Raw genomic sequence first — 17,304 nt, forward strand, 5'->3', positions numbered from 1 at the left:
GTTACTCCCTCTGTCAGACGCCCCTGGCCGCCCCGATGGGCACCGTGTTTCACGTGAAACTAAGCCGCCCCGCTCGACGGGCCACCCTGGTTGTCCATGTAGTCGGCGCGGCCGGCTGGCTCGGGCTCACGCTCGGGCTGCTGGCTCTCGCCCTGACCGCGATCACCACGCAGTCCCCCGCGGTCGTCGAGGCCGCCGTCCGTTCGATGAAGGTCTTCACGGACTGGCTGGTGATCCCGCTCGCCCTGATCACGCTGCTGAGCGGTCTGCCGCTGTCCCTGGGCACGCCCTGGGGGCTGGCCAAGCACCGCTGGGTCTACACGAAGTTCTGGCTGACGCTGGCCACCACCGCCGCCTCGGCCTTCGCGCTGCGCCCCGGGGTCAACGACTCGGCCGCTACGGTGGCCGCGGGGAACCCGATCACCGACCCCTCCGGTCTCATCGCCGGGCCGATCGTCTCGCTGAGCGCCTACGTCTTCATGACGGTCATCTCGGTCCTCAAGCCCTGGGGGCTCACGCGCCGCGGCCGGAAGCAACGCGAGCGGAAGCAGCGTGGCCAGCAGCAACGTGGACAGAAGGAGCCCGGGCAGAAGGAACGTGGCCAAAAGCAGCGTGGTTCAGCGGACGAGCAACGTGCTTCTACCCACAAACGGGTGGACGACGAGGACGTACGTCAGACAGCCTGACCCGGGTGTCGACACCTTCCCTCTCCGCACTGCCCATCCGCCGGCTCACCCTCCGTGATCTGACCTCCTGCGCCGACCTGTCCGAGGACCGGGGCTGGCCGCGCGAGGAACACAAATGGGGCCTGCTGCTCTCGGCCGGAACGGGCTACGGCATCGACGACCCCGACGGCAACGGCCTCATCGGCGCCTACGTAGTGACGCAGTACGGCCCGCACGAGCGCCCCGGCCTCGCGGCGATCGGCATGGTCCTCGTCGCCGAGCGCTACGCCCGCCAGGGCATCGGCCGCCGCCTGATGCAGTACGCCGTCGAGGAAGCGGTCACCGTCCCGCTGACCCTGCACGCCACGCCGTACGGCCGCCCCCTCTACGAACAGCTCGGCTTCAAGTCGATCGGCCGTGCCGAGATGGTCCGCGGCCGGTTCGCCCCCGCGGGTCCGCTGCCCTCCATCGCCACGCGGCCCGCCACCGCGGAGGACCTGACGGCCATCCTCCGGCTCGACACCGAGGTCTTCGGGCACGACCGCACCCATGTGATCACCCGGCTGCCCGCCTTCACCGACCAGCTCCGGGTCGCGGAGGCCGACGGCGAGATCATCGGGTACGCGGGCGCCTGGCCGAACATGGAGACCCATGTGGTCGGCCCGCTCATCGCGCGCGACACGGAGACCGCGAAGGCCCTCATCGCCTCGCTCGGCACCCGCACGGACCGGCCGCTGCGCACCGACATCGACGTACGGCACGAAGAGCTCCTTGCGTGGGTGAAGGAGAGCGGCCTCGAGCCCGTCGCCTTCAACGCCGTGATGACGTACGGCACTTCGGAGCTGCCCGGTGACTGGACCCGCCGCTTCGCACCGCTGACCGTGGCGGCCGGCTGACGTCCTACCGACGCGGAAAGGCCCGCCCCCAAGTGCCATGATCCTTCCGGCACTTGGGGGCGGGCCTTTCTGTACGCCCGTCGTGTTACGCGAGGGACTCCACAGCCGTCGTCGCGAAGCCGTGGTCCTGCTCGGGCGCACCGCCGCCGACGCCGATCGCGCCGATCAGACGGCCGTCGCGGTGGACCGGCACGCCGCCCGCGATGAAGAGCAGCGGCCGGTCGAGGGCGGTGGGCAGGGTGTGGAAGGGGGCGCCGGGCTGGACCGCGTCGACGAGGTCGGCGGTCGGGGCGTTCAGCTGGAGGGCGGTGTACGCCTTGCGGGTGCTGGTCTCGCCGGAGATCAGCACGGCCCGGTCGTCGCGGCGGAAGGCGAGCAGGTGGCCGCCCGCGTCGAGGACGGTGACGCTGACGGTGACACCGGCGGCCTCGGCGGCGCGGCGGGCCGCGTCGACGAGCGTCTCGGCGTCGCCGATGGTCAGCGGGGCGACGGCGGTGGTGGTGCTCATGAGGGGTTTTCTCCTTGCGGGGTGGTGCTGAGGTGGGTGGGGGAGGGAGTGGGGGTCAGTGGTGGACGGGCGTCGCCCGCTCGATGGGCGCACCGCCGGTCACGACCACGCTCGGGGCCGTGGTCGAGCGGCGCTCCAGCACGGCCGAGAGGATGGCCAGGGCGAGGGCTGACGCGGCGAGGGCGGCGCCCACCCAGTTCGGGGCGGTGTAGCCGAGGCCCGCGGCGATCACGATGCCGCCGAGCCAGGCCGACAGGGCGTTGCCGAGGTTGAAGGCGCCGATGTTGACGGCGGAGGCGAGCGTGGGAGCACCGGACGCCTGGTCGAGCACGCGCTTCTGGAGCGGCGGCACGGTCGCGAAGCCCAGGGCGCCGATGAGCGTGATGGTCACGGCAGCGGAGATCTTGTTGTGTGCGGTGAGCGTGAAGAGGGCGAGCACGACGGCCAGGGCCCCCAGCGAGATGTAGAGCAGCGGCATCAGCGCGCGGTCCGCGAACTTCCCGCCGACCAGGTTGCCGGTGACCATGCCGAGGCCGAAGAGGACGAGCAGCCAGGTCACGGACGAGTCCGCGTAGCCCGCGACGTCCGTCATCATCGGCGCCAGGTAGGTGACGGCGGCGAAGACTCCGCCGAAGCCGAGCACCGTCATCGCCATGGCGAGGAGCACCTGCACGTTGCGGAAGGCGGCCAGTTCGTGGCGGAGCCGCACGCCTTCGGGCTTCGGCAGGTCCGGGACGAGCTTGGCGATGCCCGCGAGGCCGAGGACCCCGAGCCCCGCGACGATGGCGAAGGTCATCCGCCAGCCGAGCGTCTGACCGACCAAGGTGCCGAGCGGTACGCCGACCACGTTGGCCACGGTCAGGCCGGTGAACATCATGGCGATCGCTCCGGCCTTCTTCTCGGGAGCGACCAGTTCGGCCGCGACGACCGAGCCGATGCCGAAGAAGGCGCCGTGGGCGAGGGAGGCGACGACGCGGCCCGCCAGCATCACGCCGAAGACGGGTGCGACGGCGGAGAGCAGATTGCCTGCGATGAACAGGCCCATCAGCAGCATCAGCATCCGCTTGCGGGAGATCTTGGTGCCGAGGACGGTCATCAGGGGGGCGCCGAGGACGACACCCAGGGCGTAACCGGTCACGAGGAACCCGGCCGTGGGGATGGAGACGCCGAAGTCACCCGCGACCTCGGGGAGGAGCCCCATGATCACGAACTCGGTGGTGCCGATTCCAAAGGCCCCGATCGCGAGGGCCAGTAGCGCGAGAGGCATGGATCTACCTTCCAGACGGTTGCAGGTGCGCTTAACGTCCGTCCACAATAGTTGCAGACGCTGGTTAATTGCAAGCGCGGGATATTGCATCGGTGGACTATCCTGGTGACAGTCACTCCGGGACTCCGGGACGGAGGAAACAAGAGCCATGACAGCGACGGACCCCGCACTCACCGCCCTTGCTCAGGGCTGGTGCGCGCTCTCCCTGCTCCACGGGCAGATCGAGACCCACATCGAGCGCGCCCTCCAGGCCGAGCACGGCCTGAGCGTGCGCGAGTACTCCCTGCTCGACGTACTCAGCCGCCAGCACGACGGGGAGGGCGGCCATCTGCAGATGAAGCAGGTCGCGGACGCCGTGGTGCTGAGCCAGAGCGCCACCACGCGCCTGGTCACCCGCCTGGAGGACCGCGGGCTGCTGTCCCGCTACCTCTGCCCCACCGACCGCCGCGGCATCTACACGGACGTGAGCGAGGCCGGGGCCGCGCTGCTCGCCCAGGCGCGTCCCACCAATGACGCCGCCCTGCGCGAGGCACTCGACGAGGCCGCACGCGACCCCGAGCTCGCCCCGCTGGTCACGGCCGTCGAGACGCTGCGCGTGCCCGCCTGAGCCACAGCCGTTGTGCGCCCGGAGCATCTGTTGTGTGCCTCACGGCCCGCATAGGCTGCGGCCATGGGAGATCTTGAAATACGTCCAGCCGTCGTCGACGATCTGCCCGCCATCGTGGGCATGCTCGCCGACGACCCCCTGGGCGCCACGCGTGAGTCGCCGGACGACCTCACCCCGTACGTCACGGCGTACGAGAGGCTGGCCGACGACCCCCATCAGCACCTGGTCGTCGCCGTGCGCGAAGGGCGGGTCGTGGGCACGCTTCAGCTGACGATCGTTCCCGGACTCTCCCGCAAGGGCGCCACCCGGTCGATCGTCGAAGGCGTCCGCGTGCACGCCGACGAGCGCGGCAGCGGGCTCGGCACGCGGTTCATCGAATGGGCCGTCGAGGAATCGCGGCGCCAGAACTGCCAGTTGGTGCAGCTGACCTCCGACGCCACCCGCACCGACGCCCACCGTTTCTACGAGCGGCTCGGCTTCACGGCGTCGCACGTGGGGTTCAAACTGCAGCTCTGAGGCTTGGGCTCCGGTGGGCTCCGGACAGAGCGAGGCGGCCTGTTTCACGTGAAACAGGCCGCCTCCTCATCACGTGCCGCTCCTCAGCACCTCCAAGTGCCGCTCCGCAGCGCCTACTCGAAGCCGCGCCACCCCTGCGGGTCCACTCCGCCAGGAACCGGCGCCCCCTTCTCGTACGGCTCCCGGGTGAAGACGAACGACCCCAGGTCGAGATGGCTCACCGAACCGTCCGGCCGCCGTTCCGCCCGCAGCAGTTCGCCCGCGTAGTAGCCGTTCAGCCCGGTCCACGTGCCGTCGCCGTTGGAGCGGAAACGCGCCTGGCGTCCCGCGCCGGAGAGCGGGCCGAGCTCGGCCCCGCCGTCGGCCGTCAGCCGGAGCGCGAGCACCTGAGTCCCCCAGTACCAAGGGCCCGTCAACTCCAGCGCCTTCTCGTCGACTTCGGGGAGGGGCCGCCAGGGCTCAGGGATGCGCGGCTCCGCCTCGGCCACGATCTTCACCAGGTCGGCGGTCAGGGTCGCCACGAGCGGCCCTGAGGTGCAGTTGGCGAGCGCGACCGCGGCCACGCCGTCCTTCTCGCTCACCCAGAGACCGGCCAGGAAGCCGGGGAGCGAGCCCGTGTGCCCGGCCAGGTCGTGCCCCTCCCACCGCAGCAGATCCAGTCCGAGGCCGTACGTCCTGTCCCAGTCCCCCGGCTGCGACGGCGCCGACGGCGTACGCATCTCGCGTACGGAATCGGCGCCCAGCACCCGATCGTCGCCCTTGACCAGGAAGGACGCGAAGCGCACCAGGTCTGCCGTGGTGGACCACAGCTGACCGGCCGGGGCCATCAGGCCCAGGTCCTCGGCGGGTTCGGGCATCATCACGTCCGCCCAGGGGTGCACGGCCCACCCACCCGCGTGCGGGGCCTGCGGCTGTGCACTCGTGCGGGTCAGCCCCAGCGGCTCAAGCACCTCACGCCGCAGCACCTCTTCCCACGGGGCGCCGCGCAGTGCCGCCACCAGCGCCCCCAGCAACGTATAGCCGGGGTTGGAGTAGTGGTGCCGACGGCCGACGGGGTGCCTGAAGGGCTGCTCTCCCAGGACGTCGGCGAGCTCAGGACGCGTCGATCCCGGGGTGCGCTCCCACCATGCCCCTGGCGTCTCGGCCGCGAGACCGCCGGTGTGCGCCAGGAGTTCGGCGATCGTCGCCTCCCCCGCGCCGCTGCCCGGCAGATGCTTCTCCAGGGCGTCACCGAGATCGAGCACCCCCTCGTCCCGCAGCCGCATCACCAGCACGGCGGTGAAGGTCTTGGTGATCGAACCGATGCGGTACTGGACGTTCTCGTCCGGCGCGTGACCGTCCACCATGCTGCGGCCGCCGGTCCACACCAACTCACCGTCACGGGCCACCGAGGCGACGAGGGAGGGAGTCCGCCCCTCCGTCTGGGCGGTGGCGATGCGGTGCAGCAGAGCTCGGCGGGTGGCGGGCAGCAACTCTTCACGGGGTGTCGTCATGGGACCAGTTCACCTGGGAGACGGCGCCGCGTCGAGCGGATTCCCTGGCGCCCAGACCCCCGCGGCCGTGCCCTCCCGTACGTGCCGCTCGTAGATGACGACCTTGTTGTGGATGACGTCGAGGCAGGAGCCCAGGTCGTCGATCTTGGCGCGTACGTTCCTCTCGTGCTCCTGGAGCAGCGCGAGCCGTTCCTCCTCGTTGCCCGGCCCCGAACGCACCAGCGCGGCGAACCGCTTGACCGTGGCGATCGGCATCCCCGACGCACGGAGCCGACCGCACAGCAGGAGCCAGTCCACGTCCGCCTGTGCGTAGATCCGCTGACCGCCGCCGGAGCGGGGGATCTCGCGCAGGAAGAGCCCCTCGCGCTCGAAGAACCGCAGCGCGTGCACGCTCAGTCCGGTCGTCTCGGCGACCCTCCCGATGGAGAGACCGACCGCTTCCTCCGTGGGCGACAGCCCGTCCGCATCCGCGCTCATGCCACGACCGTAGCGCTCCCTTGACCTAGCGCACGCTCTAGGTCTTAGCGTCCTACGCATGATCACGGAACAGCGGAAGATCGGTACGGGGTTCGGCGCCCACAGCACTGCCGACGACGTCCTCACCGGCATCGACCTGACGGGCACCACCGCCCTGGTGACCGGCGGATACTCCGGCCTCGGCCTCGAAACGACCCGCGCCCTCGTCCGCGCGGGCGCGCACGTCATCGTCCCCGCGCGCCGTCCCGACACCGCCGATGCCGCCCTGCGCGGCCTCCCCGGGACGGAGGTGGGCGCCCTCGACCTGGCGGACCCGGACAGCGTGCGCGTCTTCGCTGAACGCTTCCTGGAGACCGGTCGCACCCTCGACGTCCTCATCAACGGCGCGGGCGTGATGGCCTGCCCCGAAACGCGCGTCGGCCCGGGCTGGGAAGCGCACTTCGGGATCAACCACCTCGGGCACTTCGCGCTCGTCCACCACCTCCGCCCGGCCTTCGCCCCCAAGGGCGCGCGGGTGGTGTCCGTGGCCTCCTCCGGGCACTTCCTGTCCGACATCCGCTGGGTCGACCCGCACTGGCGCACCGGCTACGACCGCTGGCTCGCCTACGCCCAGTCCAAGACCGCCAACGCCCTCTTCGCCCTGCACCTCGACCGCCTCGGCGCCGACCTCGGCCTGCACGCCTTCGCCGTGCATCCCGGAAGCATCCTGACGCCGCTGCAGCGGCACATCCCCCGCGACGAGTGGCTCGCGCACGGCTGGGTGACCCCCGACGGCGCACCGGCCGACGGCTTCAAGTCCCCGGAACAGGGCGCGGCGACAGCCCTCTGGGCGGCGACGTCACCGCAGCTCGAAGGACAGGGAGGCGCCTACTGCCAGGACTGCGACATCGCCGAGCCCGCCACCGGCGACGACATGCTCGTCGGCGGCGTCAAGCCCTGGGCCGTCGACCCGGAAGCGGCCGCGCGGCTCTGGGACCTCTCGTGCGAACTCACCGGACTCAGCGCTTTCTGAGCCCGGCCGTCAGCACGGGATCAGGTCTGTGCCATGTCCACGAAGCGCGAGTAGTGGCCCTGGAAGGCGACCGTGATCGTCGCCGTCGGGCCGTTACGGTGCTTGCCGACGATGATGTCGGCCTCGCCCGCGCGGGGTGACTCCTTCTCGTACGCGTCCTCGCGGTGCAGCAGGATGACCATGTCCGCGTCCTGCTCGATCGAGCCGGATTCACGCAGGTCGGACACCATCGGCTTCTTGTCCGTACGCTGCTCGGGGCCACGGTTCAGCTGCGAGAGCGCGATCACCGGCAGCTCCAGCTCCTTGGCGAGGAGCTTCAGGTTTCGCGACATGTCCGAGACTTCCTGCTGTCGGCTCTCGGACCGCTTGGAGCCACCGGACTGCATCAGCTGCAGGTAGTCGATGACGACGAGCTTGAGGTCGTTGCGCTGCTTGAGGCGGCGGCACTTGGCGCGGATCTCCATCATCGACAGGTTCGGGGAGTCGTCGATGTAGAGCGGCGCGGCCGAGACGTCCGGCATCCGGCGGGCCAGCCGGGTCCAGTCCTCGTCCGTCATCGTGCCGGAGCGCATGTGGTGCAGCGCCACCCGGGCCTCGGCGGACAGCAGACGCATCGCGATCTCGTTGCGCCCCATTTCGAGCGAGAAGATCACGCTCGGCATGTTGTGCTTGATCGAACAGGCCCGCGCGAAGTCGAGGGCCAGCGTCGACTTACCCATGGCGGGGCGGGCGGCGATGATGATCATCTGGCCCGGGTGCAGGCCGTTGGTGAGCTGGTCGAGGTCGGTGAAGCCGGTCGGCACACCGGTCATCTCCCCGGAGCGCGAGCCGATCGCCTCGATCTCGTCGAGCGCGCCCTCCATGATGTCGCCGAGCGGCAGGTAGTCCTCGGTGGTGCGCTGCTCGGTGACCGCGTAGATCTCGGCCTGGGCGCTGTTGACGATCTCGTCGACGTCGCCGTCGGCCGCGTATCCCATCTGCGTGATGCGCGTGCCTGCCTCGACGAGGCGGCGCAGGACCGCGCGCTCGTGGACGATCTCCGCGTAGTACTCGGCGTTCGCCGCGGTCGGGACCGTCTGGACCAGGGTGTGCAGATACGATGCGCCGCCGACCTTGGTGATCTCGCCGCGCTTGGTGAGTTCGGCCGCGACGGTGATCGGGTCGGCGGGCTCGCCCTTCGCGTACAGGTCGAGGATCGCCGAGTAGACGGTCTCGTGCGCGGGCCGGTAGAAGTCGTGGCCCTTGAGGACCTCGACGACATCGGCGATGGCGTCCTTGGAGAGCAGCATGCCGCCGAGCACCGACTGCTCGGCGTCGAGATCCTGCGGGGGAACGCGCTCGAAGGACGAACCGCCGCCGTCCCAGCCGCCTTCGCGTCCTCGGTCGTGCTGCTCGTCGCGGCCGCCCCGGCCTCCGTCGCGGCGCGGTCGGGAAACGGGCAGACGGTCACTGGGACCGCTGTCGGCCCAGGGGTCGTCCAAAGGCTCGGAGATACTCACCGGGCCACCTCCTCCCGTCCGCCGCGCGGACCTCGCCATGCCTCTTCCTACGGCACGACACTGACAAATAAGGGGGCCCAACTCCGGTTCTGACGCGTCGGTTTTGCGGGGTTTCCGAGGTCGAAAGACGAGGCGGGCGCCGGACCACGGTAGGCCCGTGGGCACCGTCAGCCAATCTGGTTATCCACAGGCGGTGTGGATGACGGGCCCGATGCTGTGGAGAACCCCGCCAAACCTGTGCACGGCCCGGTGGACAGCCCTGTGAACAAGCCCTCAGCCAACTCAGAAAAGCTCCTCTGACCTGGGACTTTCCCATCCACCGGCTGTGCAGAAGAAAAACTTCTCCACTCGGACCAAGATCACGACAAACGGCGCGCGAGGGAGCGCGCGACGAGCACCCAAGTAAGGGTCTAAAGAACATTGCATCTCTTACCTGTGGAAGATTAGATTGGTGCCCATGACACAGGCTCCCGCAGCGCCCAAGGCCGTCCGGCGAAGACACGACCGAGAGATCATCGCCCTCGCCGTCCCTGCCTTCGGCGCGCTGGTCGCCGAGCCGCTCTTCGTGATGGCCGACAGCGCCATCGTCGGCCACCTCGGCACCGCGCAACTGGCCGGTCTCGGCATCGCTGCGGCGCTCCTCACCACCGCGGTGAGCGTGTTCGTCTTCCTCGCGTACGCCACCACGGCCGCTGTCGCACGCCGGGTGGGCGCCGGCGATCTCCAGGCCGCCATCCGCCAGGGCATGGATGGCATCTGGCTCGCCCTGCTGCTCGGTGCCGTGGTCATCGCCGTCGTCCTGCCCACGGCACCCGCGCTCGTCGATCTCTTCGGCGCCTCGGACACCGCGGCCCCGTACGCGATCACGTATCTGCGTATCTCCGCACTCGGCATCCCCGCCATGCTCATCGTCCTCGCCGCCACCGGCGTACTCCGCGGCCTCCAGGACACCAAGACCCCGCTGTACGTCGCCATCGGTGGCTTCGTCGCCAACGGTGTCCTCAATGTCGGCCTGGTCTACGGGGCGGACCTGGGCATCGCCGGATCCGCCTGGGGCACGGTCATCGCCCAGTTCGGCATGGCCGCCATCTATCTCGTCGTTGTCGTACGCGGTGCCAGGCGGCACGGCGCCTCGCTGCGTCCCGACGCCGCCGGGATCCGGGCCTGCGCCCAGGCCGGAGCACCGCTCCTGGTCCGCACGCTCTCGCTGCGGGCCATCCTGATGATCGCGACGGCCGTGGCCGCGCGCCTCGGTGACGCCGACGTGGCCGCCCACCAGATCGTTCTGTCCCTGTGGAGTTTGTTGGCCTTCGCTCTCGACGCCATCGCCATCGCCGGGCAGGCCATCATCGGACGCTATCTGGGCGCCGACGACGCGGACGGCGCACGTGCCGTCTGTCGGCGGATGGTGCAGTGGGGCATCGCGTCGGGCATCGTCCTCGGCCTGCTGGTCGTGCTCGCGCGACCCGTACTCATCCCACTCTTCACGGGTGACGCGGCCGTCGAGGACGCGGCGCTGCCCGCTCTCGTGGTGATCGCCCTCGCCCAGCCGATCTGCGGCATCGTCTTCGTACTCGACGGTGTCCTGATGGGGGCCGGGGACGGTCCGTATCTGGCCTGGGCCATGATCGCCACGCTCGCGGTCTTCACGCCCGTGGCCCTCCTGGTGCCGACCTTCGGCGGCGGCCTGACCGCACTGTGGGGAGCGATGACGCTGATGATGACGGTGCGGATGCTCACCCTGTGGCTGCGCTCCCGCTCCGGCCGCTGGATCGTCACGGGAGCCACCCGCTGAATCCCTGCCCGTTTCACGTGAAACTCTGCGCTGTTTCACGTGAAACAGCGCCAGGAGATCCGTGAAACACATTGGGCCGCACCCCAAGGGGTGCGGCCCAACGCAGTGCTTCAGCTCTGCCAAGCGCAGTGCTTAGGCGGAGACGACCTCGACGTTGACCTTGGCGGCAACCTCGGGGTGCAGACGCACGGACGTCGCGTGGGCGCCCAGCGTCTTGATCGGCGCACCCAGCTCGACGCGGCGCTTGTCGATCTTCGGGCCACCGGCAGCCTCGATCGCCGAAGCGACGTCAGCCGGGGTGACGGAACCGAAGAGACGACCGGCGTCGCCGGAGCGGACGGCCAGGCGGACCTTGACGGCCTCGAGCTGGGCCTTGATCTCGTTGGCCTGCTCGATCGTCGCGATCTCGTGGATCTTGCGAGCACGACGGATCTGCGCGACGTCCTTCTCGCCACCCTTGGTCCAGCGGATCGCGAAGTTCCGCGGGATCAGGTAGTTGCGGGCGTAGCCGTCCTTGACGTCTACGACCTCGCCAGCGGCACCGAGGCCGGAGACCTCGTGGGTAAGGATGATCTTCATTATTCGGTCACCCTTCCCTTATCGCGCGGTGGACGTGTAGGGCAGCAGCGCCATCTCACGGCTGTTCTTCACGGCCGTGGCGACGTCACGCTGGTGCTGCGTGCAGTTGCCGGTCACGCGGCGGGCACGGATCTTGCCGCGGTCGGAAATGAACTTCCGCAGCATGTTCGTGTCCTTGTAGTCCACGTACGTGACCTTGTCCTTGCAGAAAGCGCAGACCTTCTTCTTAGGCTTGCGCACAGGCGGCTTCGCCATGGTGTTTCTCCTGTGTGATCAAGAAGTGTGGGTACGGCCCACCCTCGGCCCTGAGGCCACAAGCCCGGAGGCTTAGAAGGGGGGCTCGTCCGAGTAGCCGCCACCGGAGCCGCCGGAGCTTCCGCCCCAGCCGCCACCGCCGCCGCCCTGCTGCTGGCCGCCGCCGGCCGGCGCGCCGGTCGCCCAGGGGTCGTCGGCGGGAGCACCGCCGCCGCCCTGCTGCTGACCGCCACCGGAGCCTCCGCCCCAGTTGCCGCCGCCCTGCTGGCCGCCGCCACCGCCGCCGAAACCGCCCTGGCCGCCTCGACCCGTGGTCTTGGTGACCTTGGCCGTGGCGTTCTTCAGGCTGGCGCCGACTTCCTCGACGTCCAGCTCGTAGACCGTGCGCTTGATGCCCTCACGGTCCTCGTAGGACCGCTGCTTCAGGCGGCCCTGCACGACGACGCGCATGCCTCGCTGAAGCGACTCCGCGACGTTCTCCGCCGCCTGACGCCAGACCGAGCAGGTCAGGAACAGGCTCTCGCCGTCCTTCCACTCGTTCGTCTGACGGTCGAAGGTGCGGGGGGTGGACGCGACACGGAACTTCGCGACCGCCGCACCGGAGGGGGTGAAGCGCAGCTCGGGGTCGTCGACAAGATTGCCGACGACCGTGATGACGGTCTCGCCTGCCATGGGGGAACCTCTCGGCGGGTTTGCTGCTGGCTGCTTGTTGCTGCTACTCGATTCCCGGGTGCTACTGAGCTAAAGAGCTCAGTGCATCTCGGGACGGAGGACCTTGGTCCGGAGGACCGACTCGTTCAGGTTCATCTGTCGGTCGAGCTCCTTGACGACCGCAGGCTCGGCCTGCAGGTCGATGACCGAGTAGATGCCCTCGGGCTTCTTCTTGATCTCGTAGGACAGACGACGACGGCCCCAGGTGTCGACCTTCTCGACCTTTCCGTTGCCCTCACGGACGACGGAGAGGAAGTTCTCGATCAGCGGGGAGACAGCGCGCTCCTCGAGATCGGGGTCGAGGATGACCATCACTTCGTAGTGACGCATGTGGAACCCACCTCCTTTGGACTCAGCGGCCACGGTCGTTCCGTGGCAGGAGGGTCGTGATGCGTACGCAACGGTATCGGCCGCCACTGACAATCGGCTCCCGCGAACGGGGGCGCTTGCTGTGGTCTGGGCAGACACCGGTGCAGAGGGTACAGAGTACCCGCACCTGTGCTTCCGGTTGAAATCCGCCGTCGGACGGGCAGAATCTGTACACATCGGGTGTCTATGGCGCTACGATGCGCCGCCTTACGCAGGAGGTGCCTCACATGGCACAGGCAATGCGACCGAACACCGCCATCTCTCTCTTCGCCACCGATGGCAAGGCCCATCCTTTCCAGGACGCGCTGGTCGGCGTGACCCTGGTGCTGGGGGCGATCGCCTTCGTGACGGCGATGTTCCACAACCTCCATCTGCTCAGTTCGTGGGCGGGACTGGTCGGGATCGCCACGGGCGCGTACGGCCAGTTCATCTCCGTGACGACCCGCGAGCGCTTCGGCCTGATCCTGGGGCTCGGCGCATCGGCGGTCGGCTTCTTCCTCGGCATGGCGCACGGCGGCCTCTTCGGAGGAATCGTCGGCTGAGGGCCTCCCGGCACCCCGGCCGCGCGACCGGCCGGGGGCCAAGGTCCCGTACGCCCAGACGGGTCGCTCGCAGGGCGCAGTAGGCTTCGCGCGAGAGCCGGAGCCCCTGTACCCATGGGGACACACCAGCCCGAGGAGCGCCCCGATATGAGTCTGACCCTGAGGACCATCAGTCGCGAGCAGCATCTGGCATATATCCAGACACTGCCGTCGGCGAGTCATTGCCAGGTCCCGGCATGGGCTGACGTGAAGAGCGAATGGCGCTCGGAGAACCTGGGTTGGTTCGACGACAGGACCGGACAGCTGGTCGGTGCCGGCCTGGTGCTCTACCGACAGCTGCCCAAGCTGAAGCGCTATCTCGCGTACCTCCCCGAGGGTCCGGTCATCAACTGGTACGCCCCGAACCTGGACGAGTGGCTGCAGCCGATGCTGGCGCACCTCAAGCAACAGGGCGCGTTCTCCGTGAAGATGGGCCCGCCCGTCGTGATCCGCCGCTGGGACGCTCCGGCGATCAAGGCAGGCATCCAGAACCCCGACGTGAAGCGGCTGCGCGACACCGAGGCGACGCACATCGAGCCGCGTGCCTTCGAGGTCGCGGACCGGCTGCGCCGCATGGGCTGGCAGCAGGGCGAGGACGGCGGCGCGGGCTTCGGTGACGTCCAGCCCCGCTACGTCTTCCAGGTGCCGCTGGCCAACCGCTCCCTGGACGAGGTCCAGAAGGGCTTCAACCAGTTGTGGCGACGCAACATCAAGAAGGCCGAGAAGGCCGGTGTCGAGGTCGTCCAGGGCGGTTACCAGGACCTCGCCGAGTGGCAGCGCCTCTACGAGATCACCGCGGTGCGCGACAAGTTCCGCCCGCGGCCCCTCGGCTACTTCCAGCAGATGTGGCAGGCCCTCAACTCCGAGGACCCCAACCGCATGCGGCTGTACTTCGCGCGGCACAACGGCGTGAACCTGTCGGCCGCGACCATGCTCGTCGTCGGCGGCCACGTCTGGTACTCCTACGGGGCATCGGACAACATCGGACGCGAGGTCAGGCCCTCGAACGCGATGCAGTGGCGGATGCTCCGCGACGCGTACGCGATGGGTGCCACCGTCTATGACCTGCGCGGCATCTCCGACTCCCTCGACGAGACCGACCACCTCTTCGGTCTGATCCAGTTCAAGGTCGGCACCGGCGGCGAGGCCGCCGAGTACATCGGCGAGTGGGACTTCCCGCTCAACAAGCTGCTGCACAAGGCGCTCGACATCTACATGTCGCGCCGCTGATCCCGCACAATTTCCTTCCATAACTCTGATACACCGCAGACACGAGAAAGGTTCCGGGATCCAGCCATGGCGCTCACGCTCTATGTCGACACCGCGCGCTGGCGGGCACACCAGAAGCACATGCTGGAGCAGTTCCCGGGCATCGTCCCGGTCTGCAAGGGCAACGGCTACGGCTTCGGTCATGAGCGCCTGGCCGAGGAAGCCACGCGCTTCGGCTCCGACGTCCTCGCCGTGGGCACCACCTACGAAGCCGCCAGGATCAAGGACTGGTTCAGCGGCGACCTGCTGGTCCTGACCCCGTTCCGGCGGGGCGAGGAGCCCGTGCCACTGCCCGACCGCGTCATCCGCTCCGTATCGTCGCTGGACGGCGTGCACGGCCTCGTGGGCGCCCGCGTCGTCATCGAGGTCATGTCCTCGATGAAGCGTCACGGCATCACCGAGCAGGAGCTCCCGCAGCTGCACGCCGCCATCGAGGACGTACGCCTCGAAGGCTTCGCGATCCACCTTCCGCTGGACCGCACCGACGGCTCGGACGCCGTCGAGGAGGTCATCGGCTGGATGGACCGGCTGCGCGCGGCGCGGCTGCCGCTGCACACGATGTTCGTCAGCCACCTCAAGGCCGGTGAACTCGCCAGGCTGCAACAGCAGTTCCCGCAGACCCGGTTCCGCGCGCGCATCGGCACGAACCTCTGGCTCGGCGACCACGAGGCCACCGAGTACCGCGGCGCCGTCCTCGACGTCACCGCCGTCGCGAAGGGCGACCGCTTCGGCTACCGCCAGCAGAAGGCCGCCTCCGACGGCTGGCTGGTCGTGGTCGCGGGCGGCACGTCGCACGGTGTCGGCCTGGAGGCCCCGAAGGCCCTGCACGGCATGATGCCGCGGGCCAAGGGCGTGGCCCGCGCGGGCCTCGCGACGGTCAACCGCAACCTCTCGCCGTTCGTCTGGGCGGGCAAGCAGCGCTGGTTCGCTGAGCCCCCGCACATGCAGGTCTCCATCCTGTTCGTGCCCTCGGACGCCACGGAGCCGAAGGTCGGCGAGGAGCTGGTGGCCCATCTGCGGCACACCACCACGCAGTTCGACCGCATCGTCGACCGCTGAGACCGTTCGCTGAGACCGTTCAGTTCAGTACGCCGGAGGGCCGGGCACGACGCGCGTCGTGCCCGGCCCTCCGGCGTTTCGGGCTCCTGTTCGCTCTCAGCGAACACCCCAGAAGGGGAAGCTGAATCCCAGGAGCAGCCGCTCAGCGAGGCAGTTCGGTCGCCGAGGTCGCCGACCCCCACCTCACCGGAGGCGCCCCGGTGGACTGCGCCACGGGCGGCGTCCCGTAGGGCGCGGGGCCCAGGACGAAGCGGTCCTGCGCGCCGTCCAGAACACCCCCCGAGGGATCGTCGTCCCCGGCCTTTCGCACCACGTCCCGCTCCGGCATGAGGATGTCCCGTACGACCACGGCACACAGGTACAGCGTGCCCAGCAGGTGGACGACGATGACCAGTTGGTAGCCCTCGGTCGGCAGTCCCTTGTGGGCGTCGCCGCTCGTCGTGTACGCCAAGTACAGCCAGATCCCGAGGAAGTACGCGACCTCGCACGCCTGCCAGATCAGGAAGTCGCGCCAGCGCGGCCTGGCCAGCGCCGCCAGCGGGATCAGCCACAGAACGTACTGCGGCGAGTAGACCTTGTTGGTGAGGACGAAGGCGGCGACCACCAGGAAGGCGAGCTGGGCGAAGCGCGGGCGGCGCGGCGCGGTGAGGCCGAGCGCTCCTATGCCCAGGCAGGCGAGGAGCATCAGGGCCACCGCCAGGGTGTTGACCGTGTCGGTGGTCAGCGGTGAGTCCATGCGCTGGGAGAGGATCAGCCAGAAGGAGCCGAAGTCGACACTGCGTTCCCGGCTGAACGAGTAGAACTTCGACCAGCCGTCGCTCGCGAGCAGTATCACCGGCAGATTGACGACCAGCCAGGTGCCGACCGTGCCGAGCAGCGCGGTACCCAACTCCCGCCAGCGGCCCGCGCGCCAGCACAGGATCAGCAGGGGCCCGAGCAGCAGGACGGGATAGAGCTTGGCGGCCGTCGCGAGCCCCAGCAGCACGCCGAAGGCCAGGGGCCGCGAGCGCGACCACATCATCATCGCCGCGGCGGTGAGGGCGACGGCGAGCAGGTCCCAGTTGATGGTGGCCGTCAGCGCGAGGGCGGGGGCCAGGGCGACCAGCAGACCGTCCCAGGGGCGGCGCCGGTGTGTGCGCGTAACGCAGACGGCGACGACCGCGGTGCAGGCCATCAGTATCCCGGCGTTGACCATCCAGTAGATCTTTTCCTGATGCTGGATGGAGCCGCTGCCGGGCGTCACCCACGACGCCATCTCCATGAACATCCCGGTCAGGACCGGGTATTCGAGGTACTCCATGTCGCCGGGCAGCTTGTCGAAGTACGGGATGAGCCCGTCGGCGAAGCCGCGCCCTTCGTAGAGGTGCGGGATGTCGGAGTAGCACGCGTGCGTGTACTGCGAGCTCGCCCCGAAGAACCACGCGCCGTTGTAGCACGGCATCTTCTGGACCATCCCGAGAGCGAACATCCCGATCGCGACGAGCGTGATGACGCGTACGGGGGTCCACCAGGTCGCCGCGTACAGCACTCTGCGCCCGATGGGACCGCCGATCAGCTCGCTGCCGGCCTCGGCGACCTCGTCCTCCTTCGTGGGCCGTACAGGATCCGGCTCCTCCGCGCCCACGGGCTCGTACGGGCTCGAGGGTGATGTCTCTGCGCTGGGGTCCGCACTAGGCATGCGGACATCCTGCCGTATGCGACTGGGAACGCGGAGAGGGCCGCCGCACCGGTCGGTGCGGCGGCCCT

General features: G+C 69.3%; 19 protein-coding genes. 9 read left to right on the forward strand and 10 right to left on the reverse strand.

What is annotated here, in order from left to right; translation table 11 throughout:
* The first annotated feature begins 35 nt into the window (after positions 1-35).
* Complete coding sequence (locus KY5_RS20405; protein ID WP_418952873.1) at positions 36-686, forward strand: DUF2269 domain-containing protein; 651 nt, start codon at positions 36-38, stop codon at positions 684-686.
* Positions 687-691: 5 nt separating this feature from the next.
* Positions 692-1,561, forward strand: coding sequence for a GNAT family N-acetyltransferase (locus tag KY5_RS20410; protein ID WP_098243602.1), 870 nt, complete (start codon positions 692-694; stop codon positions 1,559-1,561).
* An 85-nt stretch (positions 1,562-1,646) separates the two neighbouring features.
* Here the strand turns inward: KY5_RS20410 and KY5_RS20415 are convergent, their stop codons facing one another.
* Positions 1,647-2,069 carry a GlcG/HbpS family heme-binding protein gene (locus KY5_RS20415; protein WP_098243603.1) on the reverse strand — a complete coding sequence of 141 codons (423 nt, stop codon included), beginning with the start codon at positions 2,067-2,069 and terminating at the stop codon, positions 1,647-1,649.
* Positions 2,070-2,124: 55 nt separating this feature from the next.
* Positions 2,125-3,336: an MFS transporter gene (locus KY5_RS20420; RefSeq protein ID WP_098243604.1), complete on the reverse strand. Its 1,212-nt coding sequence runs from the start codon at positions 3,334-3,336 to the stop codon at positions 2,125-2,127.
* Positions 3,337-3,484: 148 nt separating this feature from the next.
* Between KY5_RS20420 and KY5_RS20425 the strand changes: the two genes are divergently transcribed.
* Both KY5_RS20425 and KY5_RS20430 read left to right on the forward strand, forming a co-directional pair.
* Positions 3,485-3,943: a MarR family winged helix-turn-helix transcriptional regulator gene (locus KY5_RS20425; protein ID WP_098243605.1), complete on the forward strand. Its 459-nt coding sequence runs from the start codon at positions 3,485-3,487 to the stop codon at positions 3,941-3,943.
* Positions 3,944-4,006: 63 nt separating this feature from the next.
* Positions 4,007-4,459 carry a GNAT family N-acetyltransferase gene (locus KY5_RS20430; protein WP_098243606.1) on the forward strand — a complete coding sequence of 151 codons (453 nt, stop codon included), beginning with the start codon at positions 4,007-4,009 and terminating at the stop codon, positions 4,457-4,459.
* Positions 4,460-4,572: 113 nt separating this feature from the next.
* Here KY5_RS20430 and KY5_RS20435 read toward each other — a convergent pair whose 3' ends face one another.
* Both KY5_RS20435 and KY5_RS20440 read right to left on the reverse strand, forming a co-directional pair.
* Positions 4,573-5,952: a serine hydrolase domain-containing protein gene (locus KY5_RS20435; protein WP_098243607.1), complete on the reverse strand. Its 1,380-nt coding sequence runs from the start codon at positions 5,950-5,952 to the stop codon at positions 4,573-4,575.
* Between the two features lie 9 nt (positions 5,953-5,961).
* Entirely contained in the window at positions 5,962-6,429 is a 468-nt protein-coding gene (locus tag KY5_RS20440) for a MerR family transcriptional regulator (protein WP_098243608.1), read from the reverse strand.
* Positions 6,430-6,487: 58 nt separating this feature from the next.
* Between KY5_RS20440 and KY5_RS20445 the strand changes: the two genes are divergently transcribed.
* A complete protein-coding gene (locus KY5_RS20445) occupies positions 6,488-7,441 on the forward strand; it encodes an SDR family NAD(P)-dependent oxidoreductase (protein WP_098243609.1) in 954 nt (317 codons plus the stop codon).
* A gap of 20 nt (positions 7,442-7,461) precedes the next feature.
* Here the strand turns inward: KY5_RS20445 and dnaB are convergent, their stop codons facing one another.
* A complete protein-coding gene (gene dnaB, locus KY5_RS20450) occupies positions 7,462-8,940 on the reverse strand; it encodes a replicative DNA helicase (RefSeq protein ID WP_098243610.1) in 1,479 nt (492 codons plus the stop codon).
* Positions 8,941-9,397: 457 nt separating this feature from the next.
* Between dnaB and KY5_RS20455 the strand changes: the two genes are divergently transcribed.
* The gene (locus tag KY5_RS20455; protein WP_098243611.1) at positions 9,398-10,735 is read left to right on the forward strand and encodes an MATE family efflux transporter; all 1,338 of its coding nucleotides are present in this window, start codon (positions 9,398-9,400) and stop codon (positions 10,733-10,735) included.
* A gap of 132 nt (positions 10,736-10,867) precedes the next feature.
* On the opposite strand, the gene rplI is transcribed toward KY5_RS20455, so the two are convergent.
* From rplI to rpsF, 4 genes are all read right to left on the reverse strand, one after another.
* Positions 10,868-11,314 (reverse strand): 50S ribosomal protein L9, encoded by a 447-nt coding sequence (gene rplI / locus KY5_RS20460; RefSeq protein WP_098243612.1) that lies wholly within the window; start codon positions 11,312-11,314, stop codon positions 10,868-10,870.
* Between the two features lie 18 nt (positions 11,315-11,332).
* Positions 11,333-11,569: a 30S ribosomal protein S18 gene (gene rpsR, locus KY5_RS20465; protein ID WP_003949403.1), complete on the reverse strand. Its 237-nt coding sequence runs from the start codon at positions 11,567-11,569 to the stop codon at positions 11,333-11,335.
* A 72-nt stretch (positions 11,570-11,641) separates the two neighbouring features.
* On the reverse strand, positions 11,642-12,241 hold the full coding sequence (locus KY5_RS20470) for a single-stranded DNA-binding protein (RefSeq protein WP_098243613.1): 600 nt from the start codon (positions 12,239-12,241) through the stop codon (positions 11,642-11,644).
* Between the two features lie 78 nt (positions 12,242-12,319).
* Positions 12,320-12,610: a 30S ribosomal protein S6 gene (gene rpsF / locus KY5_RS20475; RefSeq protein ID WP_016644628.1), complete on the reverse strand. Its 291-nt coding sequence runs from the start codon at positions 12,608-12,610 to the stop codon at positions 12,320-12,322.
* 266 nt (positions 12,611-12,876) lie between these two features.
* Here rpsF and KY5_RS20480 point away from each other — a divergent pair, with 266 nt between their 5' ends.
* From KY5_RS20480 to KY5_RS20490, 3 genes are all read left to right on the forward strand, one after another.
* The gene (locus KY5_RS20480) at positions 12,877-13,191 is read left to right on the forward strand and encodes a hypothetical protein (protein WP_098243614.1); all 315 of its coding nucleotides are present in this window, start codon (positions 12,877-12,879) and stop codon (positions 13,189-13,191) included.
* Positions 13,192-13,338: 147 nt separating this feature from the next.
* On the forward strand, positions 13,339-14,460 hold the full coding sequence (locus KY5_RS20485; RefSeq protein ID WP_098243615.1) for a lipid II:glycine glycyltransferase FemX: 1,122 nt from the start codon (positions 13,339-13,341) through the stop codon (positions 14,458-14,460).
* Between the two features lie 66 nt (positions 14,461-14,526).
* Positions 14,527-15,558 carry an alanine racemase gene (locus KY5_RS20490; protein WP_098243616.1) on the forward strand — a complete coding sequence of 344 codons (1,032 nt, stop codon included), beginning with the start codon at positions 14,527-14,529 and terminating at the stop codon, positions 15,556-15,558.
* A 142-nt stretch (positions 15,559-15,700) separates the two neighbouring features.
* On the opposite strand, the gene KY5_RS20495 is transcribed toward KY5_RS20490, so the two are convergent.
* Complete coding sequence (locus KY5_RS20495; RefSeq protein ID WP_098243617.1) at positions 15,701-17,236, reverse strand: glycosyltransferase family 87 protein; 1,536 nt, start codon at positions 17,234-17,236, stop codon at positions 15,701-15,703.
* Positions 17,237-17,304 lie beyond the last annotated feature (68 nt).

This window comes from Streptomyces formicae (genome assembly GCF_002556545.1).
Taxonomy (GTDB): Bacteria; Actinomycetota; Actinomycetes; order Streptomycetales; family Streptomycetaceae; genus Streptomyces; species Streptomyces formicae_A.

Coding starts and splice junctions, on each gene's coding strand:
- KY5_RS20405 (WP_418952873.1), top strand. CDS start 36: ATGGGCACCGTGTTTCACGTGAAACTAAGCCGCCCCGCTCGACGGGCC.
- KY5_RS20415 (WP_098243603.1), bottom strand. CDS start 2,069: ATGAGCACCACCACCGCCGTCGCCCCGCTGACCATCGGCGACGCCGAG.
- KY5_RS20420 (WP_098243604.1), bottom strand. CDS start 3,336: ATGCCTCTCGCGCTACTGGCCCTCGCGATCGGGGCCTTTGGAATCGGC.
- KY5_RS20425 (WP_098243605.1), top strand. CDS start 3,485: ATGACAGCGACGGACCCCGCACTCACCGCCCTTGCTCAGGGCTGGTGC.
- KY5_RS20430 (WP_098243606.1), top strand. CDS start 4,007: ATGGGAGATCTTGAAATACGTCCAGCCGTCGTCGACGATCTGCCCGCC.
- KY5_RS20435 (WP_098243607.1), bottom strand. CDS start 5,952: ATGACGACACCCCGTGAAGAGTTGCTGCCCGCCACCCGCCGAGCTCTG.
- KY5_RS20440 (WP_098243608.1), bottom strand. CDS start 6,429: ATGAGCGCGGATGCGGACGGGCTGTCGCCCACGGAGGAAGCGGTCGGT.
- KY5_RS20445 (WP_098243609.1), top strand. CDS start 6,488: ATGATCACGGAACAGCGGAAGATCGGTACGGGGTTCGGCGCCCACAGC.
- KY5_RS20455 (WP_098243611.1), top strand. CDS start 9,398: ATGACACAGGCTCCCGCAGCGCCCAAGGCCGTCCGGCGAAGACACGAC.
- rplI (WP_098243612.1), bottom strand. CDS start 11,314: ATGAAGATCATCCTTACCCACGAGGTCTCCGGCCTCGGTGCCGCTGGC.
- rpsR (WP_003949403.1), bottom strand. CDS start 11,569: ATGGCGAAGCCGCCTGTGCGCAAGCCTAAGAAGAAGGTCTGCGCTTTC.
- KY5_RS20470 (WP_098243613.1), bottom strand. CDS start 12,241: ATGGCAGGCGAGACCGTCATCACGGTCGTCGGCAATCTTGTCGACGAC.
- rpsF (WP_016644628.1), bottom strand. CDS start 12,610: ATGCGTCACTACGAAGTGATGGTCATCCTCGACCCCGATCTCGAGGAG.
- KY5_RS20480 (WP_098243614.1), top strand. CDS start 12,877: ATGGCACAGGCAATGCGACCGAACACCGCCATCTCTCTCTTCGCCACC.
- KY5_RS20485 (WP_098243615.1), top strand. CDS start 13,339: ATGAGTCTGACCCTGAGGACCATCAGTCGCGAGCAGCATCTGGCATAT.
- KY5_RS20490 (WP_098243616.1), top strand. CDS start 14,527: ATGGCGCTCACGCTCTATGTCGACACCGCGCGCTGGCGGGCACACCAG.
- KY5_RS20495 (WP_098243617.1), bottom strand. CDS start 17,236: ATGCCTAGTGCGGACCCCAGCGCAGAGACATCACCCTCGAGCCCGTAC.